14 protein-coding genes are annotated in these 21,079 nt (G+C 67.6%); 5 read left to right on the top strand and 9 right to left on the bottom strand.

All coding sequences use genetic code 11. The features are described 5' to 3' along the window. Positions 1-87: 87 nt before the first annotated feature. Both ABZS29_RS33380 and ABZS29_RS33385 read right to left on the bottom strand, forming a co-directional pair. Positions 88-1,071, bottom strand: a complete 984-nt coding sequence (locus ABZS29_RS33380) for a helix-turn-helix transcriptional regulator (RefSeq protein WP_355468111.1) — start codon at positions 1,069-1,071, stop codon at positions 88-90. Between the two features lie 134 nt (positions 1,072-1,205). Next, positions 1,206-3,065 carry a hypothetical protein gene (locus tag ABZS29_RS33385; protein WP_355468113.1) on the bottom strand — a complete coding sequence of 620 codons (1,860 nt, stop codon included), beginning with the start codon at positions 3,063-3,065 and terminating at the stop codon, positions 1,206-1,208. 85 nt (positions 3,066-3,150) lie between these two features. Here ABZS29_RS33385 and ABZS29_RS33390 point away from each other — a divergent pair, with 85 nt between their 5' ends. Then, positions 3,151-3,642, top strand: a complete 492-nt coding sequence (locus tag ABZS29_RS33390; RefSeq protein ID WP_355468115.1) for a pyridoxamine 5'-phosphate oxidase family protein — start codon at positions 3,151-3,153, stop codon at positions 3,640-3,642. Here the strand turns inward: ABZS29_RS33390 and ABZS29_RS33395 are convergent. The 3 genes from ABZS29_RS33395 to ABZS29_RS33405 form a co-directional block, all read right to left on the bottom strand. Then, a complete protein-coding gene (locus ABZS29_RS33395; protein WP_355468117.1) occupies positions 3,639-5,672 on the bottom strand; it encodes a sialate O-acetylesterase in 2,034 nt (677 codons plus the stop codon). The two genes, ABZS29_RS33390 and ABZS29_RS33395, sit on opposite strands and share 4 nt — an antisense overlap. An 87-nt stretch (positions 5,673-5,759) precedes the next feature. Then, positions 5,760-7,742 carry a protein meaA gene (locus tag ABZS29_RS33400; protein ID WP_355468119.1) on the bottom strand — a complete coding sequence of 661 codons (1,983 nt, stop codon included), beginning with the start codon at positions 7,740-7,742 and terminating at the stop codon, positions 5,760-5,762. Between the two features lie 75 nt (positions 7,743-7,817). Further along, positions 7,818-8,132, bottom strand: coding sequence for an STAS domain-containing protein (locus tag ABZS29_RS33405; RefSeq protein WP_355468121.1), 315 nt, complete (start codon positions 8,130-8,132; stop codon positions 7,818-7,820). 125 nt (positions 8,133-8,257) lie between these two features. Here ABZS29_RS33405 and ABZS29_RS33410 point away from each other — a divergent pair, with 125 nt between their 5' ends. From ABZS29_RS33410 to ABZS29_RS33420, 3 genes are all read left to right on the top strand, one after another. Continuing rightward, entirely contained in the window at positions 8,258-8,590 is a 333-nt protein-coding gene (locus ABZS29_RS33410) for a hypothetical protein (protein ID WP_355468123.1), read from the top strand. Between the two features lie 253 nt (positions 8,591-8,843). After that, complete coding sequence (locus ABZS29_RS33415) at positions 8,844-9,743, top strand: methyltransferase domain-containing protein (RefSeq protein ID WP_355468125.1); 900 nt, start codon at positions 8,844-8,846, stop codon at positions 9,741-9,743. A gap of 15 nt (positions 9,744-9,758) precedes the next feature. After that, complete coding sequence (locus ABZS29_RS33420) at positions 9,759-12,257, top strand: DUF3516 domain-containing protein (RefSeq protein ID WP_355468127.1); 2,499 nt, start codon at positions 9,759-9,761, stop codon at positions 12,255-12,257. Positions 12,258-12,356: 99 nt separating this feature from the next. Here ABZS29_RS33420 and fabV read toward each other — a convergent pair whose 3' ends face one another. Both fabV and murA read right to left on the bottom strand, forming a co-directional pair. Then, positions 12,357-13,544, bottom strand: a complete 1,188-nt coding sequence (fabV, locus tag ABZS29_RS33425) for an enoyl-[acyl-carrier-protein] reductase FabV (RefSeq protein WP_355468128.1) — start codon at positions 13,542-13,544, stop codon at positions 12,357-12,359. A gap of 70 nt (positions 13,545-13,614) precedes the next feature. Next, positions 13,615-14,901: a UDP-N-acetylglucosamine 1-carboxyvinyltransferase gene (murA, locus tag ABZS29_RS33430; protein ID WP_355468130.1), complete on the bottom strand. Its 1,287-nt coding sequence runs from the start codon at positions 14,899-14,901 to the stop codon at positions 13,615-13,617. Positions 14,902-14,951: 50 nt separating this feature from the next. On the opposite strand from murA, the gene ABZS29_RS33435 reads away from it, so the two are divergent. Continuing rightward, the gene (locus tag ABZS29_RS33435) at positions 14,952-15,539 is read left to right on the top strand and encodes a cob(I)yrinic acid a,c-diamide adenosyltransferase (protein ID WP_355468132.1); all 588 of its coding nucleotides are present in this window, start codon (positions 14,952-14,954) and stop codon (positions 15,537-15,539) included. Between the two features lie 363 nt (positions 15,540-15,902). On the opposite strand, the gene sppA is transcribed toward ABZS29_RS33435, so the two are convergent. Together sppA and ABZS29_RS33445 are read right to left on the bottom strand one after the other, a co-directional pair. Continuing rightward, positions 15,903-17,555, bottom strand: coding sequence for a signal peptide peptidase SppA (gene sppA, locus ABZS29_RS33440; protein WP_355468134.1), 1,653 nt, complete (start codon positions 17,553-17,555; stop codon positions 15,903-15,905). 78 nt (positions 17,556-17,633) lie between these two features. Then, positions 17,634-21,023, bottom strand: a complete 3,390-nt coding sequence (locus ABZS29_RS33445; protein WP_355468136.1) for a S8 family serine peptidase — start codon at positions 21,021-21,023, stop codon at positions 17,634-17,636. Positions 21,024-21,079: the final 56 nt, after the last annotated feature.

The raw sequence follows: 21,079 nt of genomic DNA on the forward strand, positions 1-21,079 counted from the left end.
GTGCGGCTCTCGAGGACCGGCTCGACAGAGCATTTGTGGACAACTTCCAGAACTGGCCAGTGCAGCACGGAAGTGTTCAGCTCCGGTTCACCCCAGTAGACCGAGGCGGTACGCGGCCGCGCCGGCAGCGAACCGCGTCGGCGCATCCACGAAGTCCATGATCGCCGAGATGTGGCGCCGTACGGTCCGGACGCTGATCTGCAGATGCCGTGCGATCGCCTCGTCCTTGAGGCCGTGCACGAGCAACCGCAGCACTTCGCGCTCTGTCTCGCCGATGCCCTTTGTCTGCGTCGGCACGACCGGTGTGGCGCTCTCCCACAGCTGGTCGTAGTACTGCGTCAGTGCGGCGACCAGTGGCGCAGAACGGACCAGCAAAGCGCCAGTACTGCCGCCGCCGGCCAGACCGACCAGTGCGAAGTGGTCGTCGACGATGGCCATCCGGGCCGGCAGGGCGCGGACAGTACGCACCTCGACGCCCGCGTTGATCGCAAGGTGCGCTCCATGCGCAGCCAGGTACTCCGGCGTACACAGCTCGCGGAACTTCATGCCGGAGCACTGGCCGTTGAGCGGTGACGGCAGCGCGCCCGGAGGCCCGTCATCGGTGAGGATGGACCGGTAGGTGCACTGGACGGTGTGGATCGACGTAGTCCAGCGTGCGGTCAGCTCGTCGGCATCGGTCAGCACCTGAGCCAGCACCGAAGGCACCTGCTCGGACCGACGGTCGTGCAGCTGGAGCTGGTGCATCTCGGCAGCGGCGACGTAGCCCTGTAAGAGGCGGTCGTGCTGCTTGGTGAGCTCATGATGGACCTGCGTGAGCAGTCCGGTGACAGCGATCAGTGGATCGACCGCTCGGAGCAGCACACCGTCCGGTGCGTGTTGCAGGTAGGCCAGGTGCCGGCTGAGCAGCTCCTGATCGATCGGATCCTCCGGGTAGGCCACCCGGGCACCTGCGAGGGTCAGCTCGAGGTAGGCGTCGGCAACATCATCGGGGAGCAGCTCGCGGACGAGCTTCTCGTGTTCGGACAAGTCCTCCGGCTGCCGGCTGAAGCCGGCGGTGATTCCTGCGACCACGGCACATCCCCCACCACGATCCGGCCACCAGGGCGAGTGGCCTTCGGTGTCGTGAAGTTACCATTCGCCACCCCCGTGAAGGTAGGTATCTTTCGAAAACTGCCGGTGGTAATTCTCACCCTGAGATGGTGCTTTTAACACTTTCTATCGATAGAACGCGCAGTCAATTGGCGCAATGCATAGACGAGAGCCCAATCCTGGTCGTTCGCGAGCGGATCGGCGACATGAGCCGGCTGACCGTTGACGCAACTCGGGTAGACGAACGCACAGGTCGCCGTACCGTCGGGGGCGAAGTTGACCAGGTTCGCGCGCAGGATGGCCTCCGCTGCCGCGTCCAGCCAAGCAGCCTGTGACTCCGTGACCAGCTCGCGCGGCCAAGCGCCGTACACGATCGCACTGAGCACGGACCAGTAGTGCGGGAAGACGTCGCCCCAGAGCCGCAGCCGCCCGAACCAATAGCCGTCCCAGTGCCGGATCGGTACGTGCCGCAGCCGTACGTCGGGCTGGTCGGCAGCGAACGCGGTGAGCCACGGCAGTCGGCGGCTGAGCTCCGCACCGTCAATCTGCTCCGGCGCGATCCGGTACGCCGCCACCAGCAGCTCCAGCAGGGGCGCCACCATCGACTGCTCGTAGTTGACCTCATGCGGCGGCAGTTCGTCGCCGTACTCGATGAACGTGCGCGCGTGCCGGATCAGGTGCTCATGCAGTCCGAGCTCGGTCAGCAGCGGACCGAGGTCGAAGGCGAGGAAGTGATCGCCGCCCAACGCGTAGTACCGGTTGAGAATGCGCGCCGCACCCTCACGGTCGCCCTGGCCGAGCAGGAACCGCGCGAACCAGGGGAAGTTGTAGAGCCGCACATCGCCGCGGTGGTCGCTGTCTTCGCCCACTGTGCCGTTGTCGTCGACCAGATAGTCATGAACGAAGCGCTCATAGCCGGCCAGCGCTTCGTCGAGTTGGCTCCGGTCACCCCAGCCCTGGTCCCGGACCTCCTGCAGCAGGATTGCCATGCCTATCCGCTCCCGGCCGTCGGACCAGTCCCGCCAGTCATCGGCCAGCACAGTCAGCCCGCTCTCGACGTCGTACGGGACGAAGGCGTGCTGGCGGCTGTCCGACAGCTCCGGGCGGCGCTGGTGATCGAGGATGAAGCGCACTCGGCGTTCTGCGATCACGCGCAGCGGCTCATGGAAGAGCAGCGCGATCCGCGCACCATCCGCCTCGACGTACTTGAGTCCGGGCTGGTCGCTGGTGACGGGACCGTGGCCGCGCACCTCGATCGTCTCCCCCACCTCGGCCGCCAGCTGGTCCGCCGCGAGCCGTGGCTGCCGATCCGCGTGGAAGGCGGACAGATCGTCGTACCAGCCGAGCTGCCAGGTCCACCGGTACGACGCCCCTGGGGCGAGCGTGAGCTGCGGCTGACCGCCCATGGCGTGCGGAGCGCGCGCGTGGTCGGTGACATGGAGGTAGAGGTGACCGCGGGTGTTGCTGCCGCTCTTCGGCTCGCGTGCCTCGACGGAGTACGCCCAGAGCTCACCCTCTTTGAGCTGCAGCCCCAGGCCGGGACTACTGCCGTCCATCGGGACTGCCCAGACCCAGGCGTCCGCTCCACCGGTCCAGATGTGCGCATGGACAGCACCCGTGAGGCTCTCCCGGCTGGAGCGGTACACATCGCGGTACGGCGTACTGATCGCGAGAGAACCGACCTGGACCGGGTCTGCGGTCGGATTGCGCAGCTCGTACGTCTCGGTCCAGTGCTCACCGAAGCGGCGGCCGACGCGAAGCTCCAGGTCGCCCAGCTGATGGAGCAGGTCGAGTCCGCTGCTGCGCCAGCGCACCAGCGCCGGGTGGTCGAGGCGGTAGCTGCCGCGGTCGGTGCTCAGGAAACCCTTGCCCCACGGCCGCTGTAGCACCTCGCGGCCGTCAGGGTGCAGCACCTGCGCGACCGAGCCGTCGTCAGCGACCTGAACCGTCCCGGGACCGAATCCGAAAGATTCCACAGTTCCCCAACCTATCGATGTCGAAGACCGCCGGGCGGCTCCGTCCCAGCAGTGAAAGCAACCCCCTGACGATTGGATGCGAGAGATGAACCCCGAAGAGATCGCCGCGGTCCTGGCCAAGCCCTACTCCCAGCAGCTGCTGAACGGCCCGGAGCCGGCGCGCTTCGCGTACAACGGCCTGGACGGCGACCCGCGGGTGGTTCCGATCGGCTTCTGGATGGAAGGCGACCAGCTGCTGATCGCGACCGTGCCGAAGGCGGCCAAGGTCGCCGCGCTCAAGAAGAACCCGAAGGTCGCCCTCACCATCGACAAGGCCGCGTTCCCGCCGAAGGTCCTGCTGCTCCGCGGCACCGCCGAGGTCGAGCTGTACCCGGGCATCCCGGAGGGCTACCTGATCGCCGGCCGCAAGGTGATGGCCGACGAGGAGCAGTACCTGGGCTGGGTGGCCGGCGTGAAGGGCCTCTACACGGAGATGACCCTCATCACCGTGACGCTCACGTGGGCGAAGCTGCTCGACTTCGAGACCACTATTCCGAAGGCCGTCCAGGACCTGGTCGACGAGAAGATGGGCGCCTAGATGGGCAGACTGAAGGCCAGCAGGCCGACTCCGGTGGTGTTGGTGATCCAGGGTCCCGCCTTGAGGTGTCCCTGGTACACCAGTGCGGTCGCACCGGTCGGCGTACCGGACAAGGTGAGTCGGAGTGAGCCATCGGCTTGGTAGACGACCGAGGTGACCGTGACAGTGGAGCCGACCAGCCGGAAGTCGGCTCCCACTCCGGAGTCCACTGTCAGCGGATCGGTCGACCGCAGTTTCACTGTGAGCGTCGTACCGCTCTTGGTCACGCTCGCCGGGTTCGGCGGAGCCACGCCGGCCGAGGGGCCGCCGTACAGGTCTCTGGCCAGTACGGCGAACGTGTAGTCGCCCATCTCGCGATAGCCGTCGGCATAGGCGTAGTGGCAGCCGTCGTGACCGGACAGGCCGTTCGTCGACAGCAGCGTGACGTTGTGGGTGTCGCCGAGTTTGCGCTGGGCCTCGCGGAGGTTGATGGCCGTGGTGTTGTTGCAGGGCGACGTACGGACTTGGTAGACGAAGTACTTGGCAGCACTCATCTCTGTCCGCCAGTCGGCCAGCAACGAGGTGAAGCCGCTGATGTGGACGGACGCGTTGTCGCTCTCCGCCTCGCCCTGGTACCAGAGCACGCCCTTGACCTTGCTGAGCACGCCTGATGCCTGCAGGCGACTGCGCAGTCGTCCGTAGTTCGTGGAGAGGTCGTTCGGCGTGGTGTCGTTGCGTTGGAAGAAGCTGATCGGCTTGCCACCGTGGGAGCCGTTGAACAGCGCTACCGGGACGCCGTAGGTGTCGACGATCCTGCGGCCCATGCGGATCGCCCACTGGCCGGCTGAGCCGGACTGCTGCGTCACGTCACCAGTCGCGTAGTGCCAGACCCGGTCTGCGCCGGAGATCGCCGATTCGGCGTTCGAGCTGCCAAAGCTGCGCAGGTACGGCGACTCCTCGACGTTCGCGGCACCTGTGCGTTTGGCCGCTTCGGCGTTCGACTGTCCTTGGACGACGTACACGTCGCCGGAGACGATGCCTGTGCGCTTGGCCACGACGCGGTCGATGGCGGGACCGACGGCTCGTAGCTCGAAGGCGTACTCCCACAGACCCGCCTCGATGCGCGGAGTGAACCGGAACGGCGCGGAGGCCGGGGCGGTGAAGGTCTGCGTCTCGCCGTGACCGGTGACGCTTAGCTCGACGTGATCGACTCCGGCAGCGGTGACCTCGCCGGCGACCGCAGGGTTGGCGCCGTTCGCGCTGTCCCGCGGAATCAGCTTCAGGTCTTGCGGCATCTCGGTCAGCTTCACCAACGACGGCCGGGCGTAGACCGTCAGCTTGCGCTGCGTGTACGTCGCCGCGTTGTCGGTCAGCGTCCAGTCGGGCGCACCGCTGGGGTTAGTGCCGATGCCGAGCCCCAGCACATCGCTGGCCGATTCGGTGAACCTGTTGATCGAGAGCACGGGCTTGGCCGGAACGGTCGACGGCTTGGTGGCGCCGATCTGATGGATCTGAAAGGTTCCGTGGCCGATCACGGTCGTCGGGCTGTCATCGGCGTCGTACGTGCTCGCGGAGGCGTTCGGTACCTGGCCGCTGGCGGATCCGCTGTACTGGTTCGGCCACATCTCGATGTAGCCGGTCTGACCGCTCCCGGTGGTCACACCGGCGACGTTCGAGGCGACCTCGAGGTCGCCGACCTGCTGCCGGAAGATCTGGCCGGTGGCGGTCTGCAGACCCAGCCGCCTGGCGTCGCTGGTGAACGGCGCCATCGCCGTCCACACCCACTGCACGCCGTTCGGGCCGTTCAGCTCGAGGCAGTAGCCGACCCGATCGAAGTTGGAGCCGATCGCCGCGGTGTTGTTCAGGCTGTACGGCGGTGTGGTGTTGAGCCAGTTCGCCGACGTGGGCAGGTTGAGTTGCAGGGCCGGGGTGTAGCCGGCCGCGGCTGCGTCGCAGCCAGCGGCCTGGACGTCGGCCTCGGCGGGGCTGGATCCCAGGACTGCTAGGGCGGCGAAGATCGTGGTCAGGACGATAGGCACGGTTCGAGGCATGGCAGGACCTCTCGACAGAGGGGCGATGTCGGAAGTTAGGAACCTACCACTGGACAACGATTGCTGACAGAAACCTTCGCGCGTCGGCTACAGCTTGTTCGCGGCCCGGATCACGTCGACCATGTCCGACATCATCCCGGTCAGGTCGTAGTCCTTCGGCGTGTAGACGGCAGCGACGCCGCTTGCCAGCAACGCCCGCGCGTCGGCATCCGGCACGATCCCGCCGACCACCACCGGGACATCCTCGAGACCGGCCTCACGTAGTCCCGCCACGACCGCCGGGACCAGCTCCATGTGCGATCCGGACAGGATCGACAGCCCGACACAGTGCACGTCCTCGGCGACCGCGGCCGCGACGATCTGCTCCGGAGTCAGCCGAATGCCCTGGTAGATCACCTCGAAGCCGACATCGCGCGCTCGGACCGCGACCTGCTCGGCGCCGTTCGAGTGACCGTCCAGGCCAGGCTTGCCGACCAGGAACCGCAGCCGGCCGCCCAGCTCTTCGGAGGTCGTGGCGACCTTCTCGCGCACTTTAGCGATTGCTTCGCCGCCGGCCGAGACACCGACCGACCCGGAGACACCCGTAGGTGCGCGATACTCGCCGAACATCTCCCGCAGCACACCGGCCCATTCGCCCGTCGTGACGCCGGCCCGGACACACTCCAGCGTTGCGGGCATCAGGTTGTCGGTGCCCTTGGCAGCCTCACGTAGCTTCGCCAGAGCGGTCTCAACCGCCTTCTGATCCCGCTGCGCTCGCCACTCGCGCAGGGAGTCCAGTGCGGCCTGTTCCGCGGCCGGATCGACAGTCTGAATCGCAGTGTCCAGGTCAGCGGTCAGCGGCGAGGGCTCGGTGTTCTCGAACTTGTTGACGCCGACGACCACCTGCTCACCGGACTCGATCCGCTGCCAACGCTCGGCATGCGAACCGACCAGAGCCTGTTTCAAATATCCGCTCTCCACAGCCGCGACCGCACCGCCCATCGCCTGCACACGATCGATCTCCTCGCGCGCACCAGCGACCAGCTCAGCCACCTTCGCTGCTACGACATGCGAGCCGTCGAAGATGTCGTCGTACTCGAGCAGGTCGGACTCATACGCGAGCACCTGCTGCATCCGGAGCGACCACTGCTGGTCCCACGGCCGCGGGAGACCGAGTGCCTCGTTCCACGCCGGCAACTGCACCGCACGCGCCCGGGCGTTCTTGGAGAGCGTGACGCCGAGCATCTCCAGCACGATCCGCTGCACGTTGTTCTCGGGCTGCGCTTCGGTAAGACCCAGCGAGTTCACCTGTACGCCGTACCGCAGGCGGCGTGCCTTCGCGTCCGTGACGCCGTACCGCTCCAGCGTCAGCTCGTCCCACAGCTGGACGAACGCACGCATCTTGCACATCTCCTCGATGAACCGCACCCCGGAGTTCACGAAGAACGAGATCCGCTGCACCACATCACCGAACTGCTCCGGCGCCACCTGCCCGCCGTCCCGCACCCGGTCCAGTACGGCGATCGCCGTACTGAGGGCGAATGCGAGCTCCTGCACGGGAGTCGCACCGGCCTCTTGCAGGTGGTAGCTGCAGATGTTGATCGGGTTCCACTTGGGCACATTCGCGACCGTGTACGCGATCAGGTCGGTCGTGAGCCGCAGCGATGCGTCCGGCGGGAAGGCGTACGTGCCGCGTGACAGGTACTCCTTGACGATGTCGTTCTGCGTCGTACCGGTCAGCTCCGACGGCAACGCGCCCTGCTCCTGCGCGGCAACCTGATACAGCGCCAGCATCCACATGGCCGGCGCGTTGATCGTCATCGACGTGTTCATCTCCGCCAGCGGGATCTGGTCGAACAGCGCCCGCACATCCCCCAGATGCGCCACCGGCACCCCGACCTTGCCCACCTCGCCCTTCGCCAGCGGGTGGTCAGCGTCGTACCCGGTCTGTGTCGGCAGATCGAACGCCACCGACAGCCCCGTCTGCCCCTTGGCCAGGTTCCGCCGGAACAGCGCATTCGACTCCGCCGCGGACGAGTGCCCCGCGTAGGTCCGCATCACCCACGGCCGGTCCCGCTCACCAGTCGTCATGTACCCGAGAGTAGGACTGTGTGACCTTGTGAGTCGCCCCCTCGTGACTCGTGTCACGAGGGGCCTACATCACAGTCAGGCGGTCATCGGTAGTGGTGTCCGCTCGACGTGCAGGATGCGGTGCAGCCGCGTGACCGCCAGGATCCGCACGACGGACGGGAGTGGGTGCCAGAGGACCAGTTGCCGGCCGAGTAGCTGGGTCCGGCGATGGGTCGCCACCAGGAGACCCAGGCCGGTCGCGTCGACGGCGTCCACGGCTTCGAGGTCGACGATCACGTCGCCCTGCGAGGTGTCGATGAGGTGGTTGAGAGTCTGCCGGACGTCGCCCACCGAGCGGACGTCCAGAATGCCGGTCAGGTGTATGACGTTGTCATGGGTCGGTGCGTGCATGTCCGTGCCCTCCGCTCGTCCGGCGGCCCCCGAGTGATCGGCCGCTGTTCAGCGTTGTGTTGGTAAAGACTCCCTGGAGACACGGAAGGTTGCCAAGACCCCACGAGATTTTCTTCTGCGCGACAATGGGGTATGTGTTCGCCGAGCGGTACTTCCTCTTCCCCGTCGTCGCCCTGGCCTTCGCCGGCGTGATGGTGCTGCTGTGCCGCTGGGCCTTCTCCAAGGCCAAGCGCGGCTCCCTGGTCCGCCGCATCGACGACCGCCCCGCCGAGCGCGACGCCTTCGGCCTCCTCATCGACGTCCGCACCGAGCCCACCTACAACCAGGCCCGCGTCACCGTCTCCAAACTCAAGGACTTCGGCATCAAGGCCACCACCGCCCGCACCAACGACGGCTGGACCGTCTACGTCTGGCCCAAGGACGAAGCCGCCGCCCGAGGCCTGCTCGACACGCACTGAAAATCGGTCGAACCCCGCGGGCGGCCCCTGCCATCATGCAGGGCATGTACGCGTACTTCTTCCCGGCGGCCTGACCTCCCGCTGGTCAGCTCGAGGCAATTGCCCGCTGTCAGCGATGCGGGGGCGACCATGAGGTTGCCCCCGATTGCTCACCGGGAGAAAACGCATGCCCTTGGTGCTTGTGCGCACTGTGACGGGTTTGGAAAGCATGGCGGCCGAGGAGGTCGCCGCAGCGGGACACCAGGTGGCCGGGGTGTCCAGACGGCAACTGGTCGTCGATGCGACGACAGAACTCATCGCTGCTCCCCCACGACTGGCTGACGACCTGTTCGTCGTACGGGCGGCTGTCGGTGATCCAGGACATCTCAAGGCCGGGCTGGCGTCGGCGGGTGCGGCGCTGAGGCGGGTACTGATGGTGCCGAGGCAGGGCGCCTATGCGGTGACAGCGTCCCTCGACGGTTCGCGGAACTTCAATCGGTACGACGTGGAGGATCTGATCGGAACCCTGCTCGGCGGGGCGTACCACTCCCGTCGGGACGGGAGCACGCCGCCGGCAGAGCGGTCGGAGTGGCGGGTCGTACTGGACGGGAAGACGATGTGGGTCGCCCTGCGGCCGTACGACGTACCGCTGCATCGGCGGGCGTGGCGGCAGCGGACTGTGGTCGGGAGCCTGCATCCACCGGTGGCCGCGGCCATGGCCCGCCTAGCTGGGTTGGCTGCCGGACAGCTCGTGCTCGACCCGTTCTGTGGAGCGGGGACAGTGTTGCTCGAGGCGCATGCTGTTCAGCCCCGCGCGGCGTACCTGGGAAGCGATCTGTCGTCCGCAGCGATCACCGCCGCGCAGGTCAACTCGGCCGGCACGGCTGACGTGCGGTGGCGGGTCGGGGACGCTGCGCGGCTCAGCGGCCCCGTGGACCGGATCCTGACCAATCCGCCGTGGGATGTACGGATCGGGATCGGCGACCTCACGCCGTACCAGCGACAGTGGCGACGGGTGCTGCGGCCGGACGGCCTGCTGGTAGCGATCCTCAACCACGCGCAGGCGGCCCAACTGGCCACGGCACCGGGGTGGCGAGTGCGGGGCGTGTACGACGTGGCTGTCGCCGGGCGGCACCCGCGGATCGTGGTGGCGGCGAGACGCCCGGCGCGGTGAGGGACAATAGGGTTGATGACGCTGACCGAGATGTTGCCGGGGACTACCGAGCCTGACGAGCTGTACGACGCGTTCGCGCGGTGGGTGGCGGAGCAGGGGATCTCGTTGTACCCGGCGCAGGAAGAGGCGTTGATCGAGGTGATGACGGGATCGAACGTGATCCTGTCGACGCCGACCGGGTCGGGGAAGAGCCTGGTGGCGACGGGGTCGCACTTCGCGGCGCTGGCGCACGGGAAGCGGACGTTCTACACGGCGCCGATCAAGGCGCTGGTGTCGGAGAAGTTCTTCGCGTTGTGCGACGTGTTCGGTGCGGACAAGGTCGGGATGCTGACCGGGGACGCGTCGGTGAACGCGGGCGCGCCGATCATCTGCTGTACGGCGGAGGTGCTGGCGAACGTCGCGTTGCGTGAGGGCGCGGCGGCCGACGTCGGCCAGGTGGTGATGGACGAGTTCCACTTCTACTCCGAGCCGGATCGCGGCTGGGCGTGGCAGGTGCCGTTGCTGGAGCTGCCGCACGCGCAGTTCATCCTGATGTCGGCGACGCTCGGGGATGTCGAGCGGTTCAAGATCGATCTGTCCCGCCGGACCGGCAAGCCGACCGCGATCGTCTCGTCGGGCGAGCGCCCGGTCCCGCTGATCTACAAGTACGTCACGTCGCCGCTGCACGAGACGCTCACCGAGCTGCTGGTGACCCACCAGGCTCCGGTCTATGTCGTCCACTTCACCCAGGCGTCGGCGCTGGAACGCGCGCAGGCGCTGACCAGCATCAACGTCTGCACGAAGGAGGAGAAGGACAAGATCAAGGAGCTGATCGGGCACTTCCGGTTCGGCTCCGGGTTCGGCAAGACACTGCAGCGCCTGATCATGCACGGCATCGGCGTCCACCACGCCGGCATGCTGCCGAAGTACCGGCGGCTGGTCGAGCAGCTCGCACAGGCCGGTCTGTTGAAGGTCATCTGCGGCACCGACACACTCGGCGTCGGTATCAACGTACCGATCCGCACGGTGCTGCTGACCGCGCTCAGCAAGTACGACGGGCGCCGGCAGCGCATCCTCAAGGCGCGTGAGTTCCACCAGATCGCCGGTCGCGCCGGACGCGCCGGGTACGACACGTCGGGCACGGTCGTCGTCCAGGCGCCGGATCACGTCGTGGAGAACGTGAAGCTGCTCGCGAAGGCCGGTGACGACCCGAAGAAGCAGCGGCGGGTCCAGCGCAAGAAGCCGCCGGAGGGTTTCGTCACCTGGGGCGAGGACACGTTCGACCGGCTCGTCGCCGCCGAACCCGAGCCGCTGCAGTCGCGGATGCGGGTCAACCACGCCATGCTGCTGAACGTGATCGCCCGCGACGGCGACGCGTTCGCGAGCATGCGGCACCTGCTGCAGGACAACCACGAGGACGCCAAGGCGCAGCGGCGGCTGATCCGCCGCGCGATTCAGATCTACCGCACGCTGGTGACCGCCGGCGTGGTCGAGCGGCTGCCGGAGCCCGACGAGTTCGGCCGGTACCTGCGGCTGACCGTGGATCTGCAGAAGGACTTCTCGCTGAACCAGCCGCTGTCGACCTTCGCGCTGGCGGCGTTCGACCTGCTCGATCCCGAGGATCCGCTCTACGCGCTGGACGTGGTGTCGGTGGTCGAGGCGACGCTGGAGGATCCGCGCGCGATCCTGATGGCGCAGCTGCACCACGCCAAGGGCGAGGCTGTGCAAGGGATGAAGGCCGACGGCATCGAGTACGACGAGCGGATGGAACTGCTCGAGGAGATCAGCTGGCCGAAGCCGCTCGAAGAGTTGCTCGAGGCAACTTTGGAGATCTACCGGCAGACGCACCCGTGGATCGCCGAGGCCGGGCTCTCCCCGAAGTCCGTGGTCCGGGACATGTTCGAGCGGGCGATGACGTTCGGCGAGTACATCCAGTACTACGGCCTCGCGCGCTCCGAAGGCATCGTGCTGCGCTACCTGAGCGACGCCTACAAGGCCCTGCGCCAGACCGTCCCGCCGGACAAGGCCAACGAGGACCTGACCGACCTGATCGAGTGGCTCGGCGAAGTCGTCCGCCAGACCGACTCCAGCCTGCTCGACGAGTGGGAAGAGCTCACCAACCCGGTCACCGAAGAGGTCGAGGTCACCCCGGTCGGCCCCCGCCGGATCACCCTCAACAGCCGCGCCTTCCGCGTCCTCGTCCGCAACGCGATGTTCCGCCGCGTCGAACTCGTCGCCCGCCACCGCTGGGCCGAGCTCGGCCAGCTCGACTCCGACGCCGGCTGGGACGCCGGCCGCTGGGCCGAAGCCGGTACGGCGTACTACGCCGAACACGACACCGTGGGTACCGGCCCGGCCGCCCGCGGTCCCGCCCTCTTCATGGTCGAGGAACACCCCGGCTACTGGGAGGTCCAGCAGATCATCGACGACCCCGAAGGCCACCACGACTGGCGCATCTCCGCCTCCGTCGACCTAGCGGCGTCCGACGAAGCCGGCGACCTCGTCCTGGAACTGGTCTCCTTCAAGGCGCTGTAGCCGGGAAATGGTTCGCGCCCGGCTCATCCGGCGCCGAATACTGCTGCTCATGAGCCACCAGCCAGACCGCACGAATCCGGCCGACAGCCCGGCCCGCGACTACTTGGCCGGCCAGGGGACGTCGACTTCTACCTCGGCTTCGTAGTTGATGCCTTCGACGTCGAAGCCGTAGAGGCGGCGGATCTCGGTGTAGAACCACTCGTGGTCGGCGAGGTCGGCGATGGTGTCCTGGGTGACGGCTTGCCAGGCGGCGTGGACCTGGGCCTGGACGTCGGGGGTGAGTTCCCAGCGGTCGAGGCGGATGCGGTTGTCCTCGTCCAGGTCGTCCGGTGTGCCGGTGAGCTGGTTCCAGAGGCTGACGGACTGCTGGATGGGTGTCTGCATCGCGTCGCCGAGAGTTTTGTGCAGGAGGCTGGTGTAGAGGCCGATGCCGGGGATGGCGGAGGAGGCTTGGGTGACAGCCGCGCCGTTGACCGAGGTGTAGGCGCGGATGCCTTCCTTGGTGAGCCTGAGGGCGGTCTGTTCGAGGTCGGCCTTGGCGGCGCCGATCGAGCCCTGGCGGTAGATCGGGCCGGTGATGTCGGAGCCGATGTAGGTGAGCGCGACGGTGTTGAAGTCCTCGCTCATCAGGTCGCGCTCCTGCAGAGCGGTCACCCAGCGGGCCCAGTCCTCGCCGCCCATCACCTTGACGGTCTGGGCGAGGTCGTCGTCGGTGGCGGGGTCGACGGTGACCTCGGTCAGCTGCGGCTCGGCGCCGTCGTACGCGAGCGACTTCGTCGTGTACGGCGAGCCGATCGTCTTCAGCGCGGACTGGTAGGTCTCGCCGGTGCGTGGGTCGGTCCGGCGCGGGGCGGCGACGCTGTAGATCAGGTGGTCGATCTTGCCGAACCGCTCGGCGATCAGATCGAGCACCTCGTCCTTGGTGGTGTCCGCGAAGGCGTCGGCGTTCACGAAGGTGAAGTTGCGGCCGAGCTCGTCGGCGAGCTTCGCGGTCTCGGCCGTCCGGTACCAGCCGGCGGTCGCCGTCCGGCGGGCGGTCGCATCCTTCTCGAAGGCGACCCCGACGCCCTTGACGCCGAAGGCCGTCAGACCGGCGATCGTGGTGGCCAACCCGTAGCCCGAGCTGGATCCGATCACGAGCGCGACCGGGGCTTCCTCCGGCGCACGGGGCTCGACGACCGGCTGCACGGCGGCGGCCAGGTCTCTGACCACCTTGGCGCACCCCGCCGGATGCGAGTCCAGGAACAGGAAACCTCGGCCTACTGGCTTGACCACGCGCTCACTCATGCCAGGACCCTAACCCGCCGAACGAAGCTACCGGCCAGGAGTTCCAGAAGAGTGCCGGAAGAATGCCTGCTCAGTTCCAGTACACGTCCGCGTCGTCCGGCTCCACCGTGACATCAGCGCCGAGACGGCGCAGGTTGCCGGCGAAGTCGGTGTAGCCGCGGTGCACGTGGTGCGCGGCCGAAACCAGGGTCTCGCCTTCTGCCGCGAGGCCGGCCAGCACGAGGGCAGCGCCCGCGCGGATGTCAGAAGCGACCACCGGCGCTCCGGACAGCCGCGGCACGCCGCGAACGACCGCGTGGTGACCGTCGGTCTGGATCTGAGCGCCGAGCCGAGTGAGCTCCTGGGCGAACGTGAACCTGCCCTCGAAGAGGTTCTCGGTGACCATCGCGGCACCGTCACTGATCGCGTTCAGCGCGATCACGAAGGCCTGCAGGTCGGTAGCGAACCCGGGGTAGGGCAGCGTGACCACGTCGACCGGCTTCGGCCGATCGTGCATCCGGACCCGGAAGCCAGGGTTCAGTACCTCGATCTCCGCGCCGGCCTTGTGCAACTTGTCCAGCGGCAGTTCGAGATGCTCGGCGTGACCGTTCGTGATCGTGATGTCGCCGCGCGTGATAGCAGCGGCGAAGGCCCAGCTCCCGCTGACGATCCGGTCCGGTACGACGACGTGCTCGACCGGCTTCAGCAGACCGCTGACCCCGGTGATCTCGATCCGCGGCGACCCGGCGCCGTCGATCTGAGCGCCCATCGAGACCAGCAGCGCCGCGATGTCCTGGATCTCCGGCTCGCGAGCGGCGTTCTCGATGACCGTCGTACCACGGGCCAGTACGGCGGCCATCATGATCGTCTCGGTCGCCCCGACGCTCGGGAAGTCCAGCCAGACCTCGGCGCCGTGCAGCCCCTGCGGAGCCTCGGCGATCACGAAACCGTGCTCGATGTGCACCTTCGCGCCCATCGCCTCCAGTCCGGCGACGTGCATGTTCAGCCCACGGGAGCCGATGTTGTCCCCACCGGGCAGTGCGACCTCCGCGCGGCCACAGCGGCCCAGCAGCGGTCCCAGCACCGAGATCGACGCTCGGAGCTTCCGCACCAGGTCGTAGTCGCACTGGTAGCCGATCTCCCCCGGTACGGCGATCGTCGCCAGCCCGGCCTCCGCATCGACGGTGACCGTGCAGCCCAGGGTGTTCAGGAGCTGCGCCATGAAGGTGACGTCCAGGATGCCGGGCACCTGCCGCAGCGTCGTCGTCCCCTCCGCCAGCAGTGCCGCCGCCATCAGCTTGAGCACGCTGTTCTTCGCCCCAGCCACCTCCACGGCTCCTTCGAGCCGTGCCTCACCCGCGATCCGAAACCGTTCCACTGGTCGACTGTAGCGTTTACAGGTTCCCACCTTTGCGTAGAGTCCCTGCCATGGCTGTGAACTTGACGCGGATCTACACCCGCACCGGTGACGCTGGCGAGACCCGCCTGGGCGACAACTCGACCACCTCGAAGACCGATCCGCGGCTGGCGGCGTACGGCGACGTGGACGAAGCGAACTCGGCGATCGGGGTCGCGATCGCGGCCGGGCACCTGAACAGCACCCTGGTGTTGCTGCTGACCAGGATCCAGAACGACCTCTTCGACGTCGGCGCGGACCTGTGCAACCCGATCACGCCGAACCCTGCCTACGAGCCGCTGCGGATCACCCAGGAGTACATCGACCGCCTCGAGGGCTGGTGCGACGAGTACAACAGCCGCCTCACCAAACTGCGCTCGTTCATCCTGCCCGGCGGCGCTGTCGGCGCGGCCCACCTCAACGTCGCCCGCACGGTGGTCCGGCGCGCGGAGCGCACCGCGTGGGCAGCGGTCGAGCAGCACGGCCCGACGGTGAACCTGCTCGCCATCACCTACCTGAACCGGCTGTCCGACCTGCTCTTCATCCTGGGCCGCGTCGCCAACCTGTCCTCCGGGGGCGACGTCCTCTGGGTGCCGGGCGGAGAGCGCGACCAGGCCTGACGCCTGCCCGGCTTGCGGATTCAGGTACGTACCGCAACCACCTGCATGCTCTTCGAATGGGTCCTGGATCGATGGACAAGCGCTTGAACACCATGGTTGCGTGAGTGTCTCGTACTCGTCCGAGGAGGAGCTCGATGGCACGAAGAAACCCGCTGACCGCCGCCCTGGCCGTGGCCGCCACCTGCACAGCCGCACTGGGCGCTGTGGCACTTCAGGCCGGCGCAGCCCAGCCACCGTCGACATCCGCTGACCCAGCAGCCGTCGCGTCCCGACCGACCGACGCACCCGCAGCGGCTGCGTCCAGGCCGACTGACGCACCGGCAGCGGTTGCGTCCAGGCCGACCGACGCACCCAACCGCTGAGTCAGCTGAGGGTCCAGGCCAGCGGCATCGTCAGTACGCCGGTCGGCGGAAGACCGAGTGCTGCATAGATGCCGCTGGCCACCCCGTCCAGGCTGAGCGGCCGGGTGGTCACTGCGAGGTCGTCGGTGGTTGTGGGCGGCCGCAGCTGGTCGAGCAGATTGCGGTGCGGGACGGTCGAGAGCTGGATGTGGTCGCGGTCGAGCCCAGCGCGGTTGCAGGCGAGCGTCAGCGCGTGCTGGAAGCCGCCGAGCTCGTCGACCAGCTTGCGCTCGAACGCGTCCGCACCTGTCCACACCCGGCCGCGTGCGAGCGCCTCCAGCTCCTCCTCCGGCAGTCCGCGGTCCAGCGCGGCCTTGGCGACGAAGTCCTGGTAGATCCGGTCGAGCGTCTCCTCCAACCGGTCCCACTGGTCGTCACTGAACTCCTCCTGCGCGGAGTACATCCGTGCGTTCTCGCCCTCCGACACAGCCGAATGCGAGATCCCGATCCGAGCCAGCGCATCCCGTACGACGCCCTTCCCGGTCAGCACCCCGATCGACCCGGTGATGGTGCCCGGCTGAGCGACGATCACGTCAGCCGGCATCGCGACGAAGTACCCGCCGGATGCGGCCACACTGCCCATCGACGCGATCACCGGCTTCCCCGTCGACCGCAGGCGCAGCACCTCGTTGCGGATCGCGTCAGAAGCGACGTACGAGCCACCTGGGCTGTCCACGCGCAGTACGACGGCCTTCACCTTGTCGTCGTCCGCAACCGCGCGGAGCGCCGCACCGACCGTGTCGGAGCCGGATCCAGGTCCGCCGAGCGGGCTGTTCGCGTTCCGCCCAACTGTGATGCCACCGGAGACGCGCACGACCGCGACGACCGGCTTCTGCGGCCACGGGAGCTGTCGCTGCAACTCGTTCAGAGTGCGCGGGCCACGTCGTACATAGCGTTCGGCCAGCAGGCGGGTGGTCTCGCCGAGCGTCTTCTCGAGCTCGTCGTACACGTCGGAGCGGTAGCCGAGGCGATCGACCAGTCCGGCGTCCAGAGCGGCCTGTGCGTGCAGTGGGGCGCTGTCGACCAGCTCGCGGACGCGGTCCGGCGACAGCCGGCGGCGTACCGAGATGCCGTCGACGATCTGCTCGAACACCGACTCGGCCAGCCGCGAAGCCATCTCCCGGGCCGGACCGGTCATCTCCTTCTCGGTGAACGTGTCCGCGGCGGTCTTGTACTCACGCCGCTTGCCGAACTGCGGAATCACTCCTGCCTTGTCGAGTGCGCCGCGGATGAAGACCGCCTGCATGCTCACGCCGGTGATCCCGAGATCACCCGACGGCTGCACCCAGATCTCGTCGAACGCGGTAGCGAGGTAGTACGGCACGGTCCCGCCGCCGGCCTCACCGAACGACTCCGTCCATGCGACCGCGGGCTTGCCCGACGTACGGAAGTCCGCCACCGCGTCGCGCAGGTCCTGCACCTGGGACAGCGACAGCCGCGCACCACCCAGGTGTGCGACCAGACCGGCCACGGACTCGTCCCGTGCCGCCTTGCGCAGCGCTGAGACCAGCTCACGCAAGGTCGGCAGGTGCCGCGCGCGGAAGGCGGCGACGGGCGAGGCGGGCGGCGTCTCGAGCACGCCCCGAGTCAGATCCAGCTCCAGTAGAAGGCCCATACCCCGACCCTAGACCTGCCCGACAAACCCGCCCTGGTGGCTCACGGCCCCTCAACCGTGAGCCACCAGGAGTCTGGGCTACTTGACCTCGTACGCCCGGGTGATCGTCTGGTCGACGCGGTTACCCGCGGCGTCCACTGCCTGTGCCCGGAGCGTGACGAAGCCGGACGTCTGGTTGAGCGACGCCTTCCATCCGCTGGCACCAGTACGTCGTACCGGCACGGGCTGCCACGTCTTGCCGTCGTCGAAGGACGCCGACAGTTGCAGCGAGACAATCGGCCGCACCGGCGCCTTGAACGCCGTCTGCACCGTCACCGGGAACTCGACTCGCCCTTGTGACGAACGGTTGTGCTCGTCCAGCTGTGGTGTGTAGCGGACGTTCAGCAACGGCAGAGCGGTCTCCACACCGTCCGGAGTCCGCTTGGACCGGAAGGTCCAGCGCGACGAGATCACCGGTGACAGCTTGGTCCAGTTGTCGGCCCGCTGGGTCACCTTGGTCAGCTCGTACGTCGCCTCGTCCGCAGGTACGGCGAACGTCTGGAGCGCGAGTGAATCGGACGCACCGATCTCCTGGCCGTTGCGGATCAGCGTGGTGTGCTCGGACTCGAGCGTGGCGTCACCCAGCCGCTCAGGAGTGCCGTCGGCGAACGACGGCACGTAGATGCCGATGCTGTCGCCGTCCCGAGCGGACCAGGGCAGCGGATCGCGGCCCGGGTTGCCGATGCGCGGGTCGGGCATGCTCGGCCCGAAGACACCGCGCTGCCAGTCGACGCGCGTGGTCCGGCCGGCTGGGTAGGCCTTAGCGGCCGAGTCGACCAGAGTCAGGTACTCGTAGCCCGCCTCCGGTGTGTATTTGTAGACCTCGTTGCTGAAGGCCCACTGCACGTTCTTCGTCGAGTAGTACTCGTCGCGGCGGAAGGGCAGGTTCATCCCGATCGCCGGTGTGAAGACGAAGGCCGGCACCCGGCGACCACTCGGGTCCCGCTGCGGCAGCGTCGGGAAGGTGTAGTTGGTCGCCCGGTAGCCGGTCTCTCCGGCGTACGACGCGTCCAGGTGGGCGTAGTCGCGCGGAGCGGTGACGACCGACGGGGCGGCCGGAATCTGCTCCGGCCAGACCGCTGCGTCGTGGTAGAGGTACGGGCTGTCCAGGAACACCTCACCGCCCGGGTCCTGTCCGTCGGGCATGCCGACCCAGGCGACATGTGCGAAGGCGTTGTACTTCTTCGCCGCAGTGGTCCGGTTGGGGACGACGTACAGGTTGGGTGAGTAGTTCGGCGTTGCGTTGTTGTCGACGCCGACGCCGCTCACGTAGGTGCCGTCACCGATGGTGCGGACCGCACCGACACCGCCAGTCGATGCGGTTGCATCAGTGACCGGCGGCCGGACAGCGATCTTGCGGGCCTGTCGCCCGTCCAGCGTGATCGGACCTGCGGCGCCGATCACCAGGTCAGGCTCGGTGAAGTAGGTGACGTCAGCGAAGCCGGAGCCGTTGTCGTGCATGGTCGCGGTGTAGCCGTCGACGATGTAGTGGCCGGGCGGAAGCTTGACGGACTCCCCCGCCGAGACGGAGTACATCGCCAGCCGGTCCACATCGACCAGATACGTGCCGGAGACGTGCAGGTCGTCGTTGAGTGCCGGTGCGCCGGTGCGGTCGAGCATCTGGAGCTTGTGCTCGTAGCTGGTGAGTTCCTTGCCCACGCCGACCGTGCTGCGCACTGTCATGCCGTTGCCGGTGGCAATCAGCCAGGCGCCGTACGCACCCTCGGCCTCCGGCCCAGAGGTGTCCGCAGTGACGTCGACGGTCGCACTGCCGTGCGCCGGTACATCAAGCGTGGAGGTGCTCAGCTTGAACAGCTTCGCGCCGTCCAGCTTCAGCGTGAGGCGCACAGTCTGGGCACTGCTGTTGAAGTAGGTCATCGGCTTGGTGACCGGCTTGTCGTCGTTGTGCGGAGCCGCCTGCAGTCCCAGGTTCAGACTGCTCGGCATGGCCAGCACGGGCTGCTTGAGCGCCGCTGCAACGTCCACCCGGCCTGCACCTTGCGTGTAGATGCTCTGGCCGCGCAGACCGAGTGACGAGCCCATCAGCGCCGACTTCAGCTGCGGCGCCTTCCAGTCCGGATGAGCTTGGGCCAGCAGTGCAGCAGCACCCGCCACGTGCGGCGCGGCCATCGACGTTCCCGAGAGTTCGGCGTACGACGCGTTGATCGCGAACGGATCGAGTGGCGTGTTCGCGGCCCGGGCAGCGACGATCCGGCTCCCCGGTGCGGAGATGTCGGGCTTGACGGCCAAGTCTCCGAACCGCGGCCCCTGGCTGGAGAAGCTGCTGTGTCCGTCGGACTTGGTCACCGATGCGACCGCCAGTGCGGCATCTGCCGCCGCCGGCTCGGACACTGTCGACGCAGCACCGAAGTTGCCGGCCGAGACGACGAAAAGCGTTCCTGTGCTGGCAGTCAGCTTGTTCAGCGTCTCGGAGAGGATGTCGGTGCCGTCGGACGGACCGCCACCGATGCTCATGTTGACGACGCGGGCACCAGACGCTGCGGCCCACTCCATTCCGGCGATGATGGCTGACGTTTCGCAGTTGCGGCCGCCGCACACCTTGCCGATCATCAGGTCTGCGTCCGGTGCGACTCCGCGGTACTTGCCATCCGACGCGGCACCCGTTCCCGCCACTGTGGAGGCGGTGTGCGTGCCATGGCCGATGACGTCCAGCACGTCCTTGTCGTCATCGCTGGTGAAGCCCTTGGTGGCGATCACTCGGCTCTTGAGGTCCGGGTGGGTGGCGTCGTACCCACTGTCGAGTACGGCGACCTTCACCCCCTTGCCGGTCAGTCCGGCCTTCCACGCCGCCGGTGCGCCGATCTGCGGCACACTGCGGTCCAGGTTCGGCGTCACACCGCCGTCCAGCATCAGCTTCTTCACAGTGCCCGCCAGTCCGGTACGGCGCTTGGCCTGCGGACTGTTGAGCCAGCTCCACCACAGATCTCCGGCCTGAGCGCGGTCCTGACTGATCGCAACAGCGTCGATGATCGGCAGGTCTCGCTTGACCTCAGTACCTTCAGGCAGTGCACTCCGTACGGCGCGCGCGGCGCTACCAGCGGCGTACTGGACCAGGAGCGGGAGCTTCGGCGCGGACTTGTCGTCCAGCCCGAGCTCACCGAGCAGAGCGACGTCGAACAGCCGGGAGTCGACCACACCGGCGTTCACCAGCGGCATGGCGTCCAGTGGGACCACCAGCTGCTTCTTGCCGAAGGCAACCTTGTGGAACGCCATCTGGTTCCGGCCGGGACCGGGGCGGACATCGATGGGCACGACACCGCTACTGGTGCGCCGGGCGAAGACCTTGTCGCCGGTGACCAGCGTGAAGGTCAGCTGTGCAGCACTGCTCGAAGCTACGGGAGTAGCACCAACAGCGGATGGGACAGTCGCAGCCAGTACGACGAGTGCGACGGCTGCGGCGGTCGCCACAGCTCTACGGGGACGGAATCTGGGCAAGAGTCACCTCGTGAATGGGCGGATTCAGG

Source organism: Kribbella sp. NPDC005582, assembly GCF_040605415.1.
Taxonomy (GTDB): Bacteria; Actinomycetota; Actinomycetes; order Propionibacteriales; family Kribbellaceae; genus Kribbella.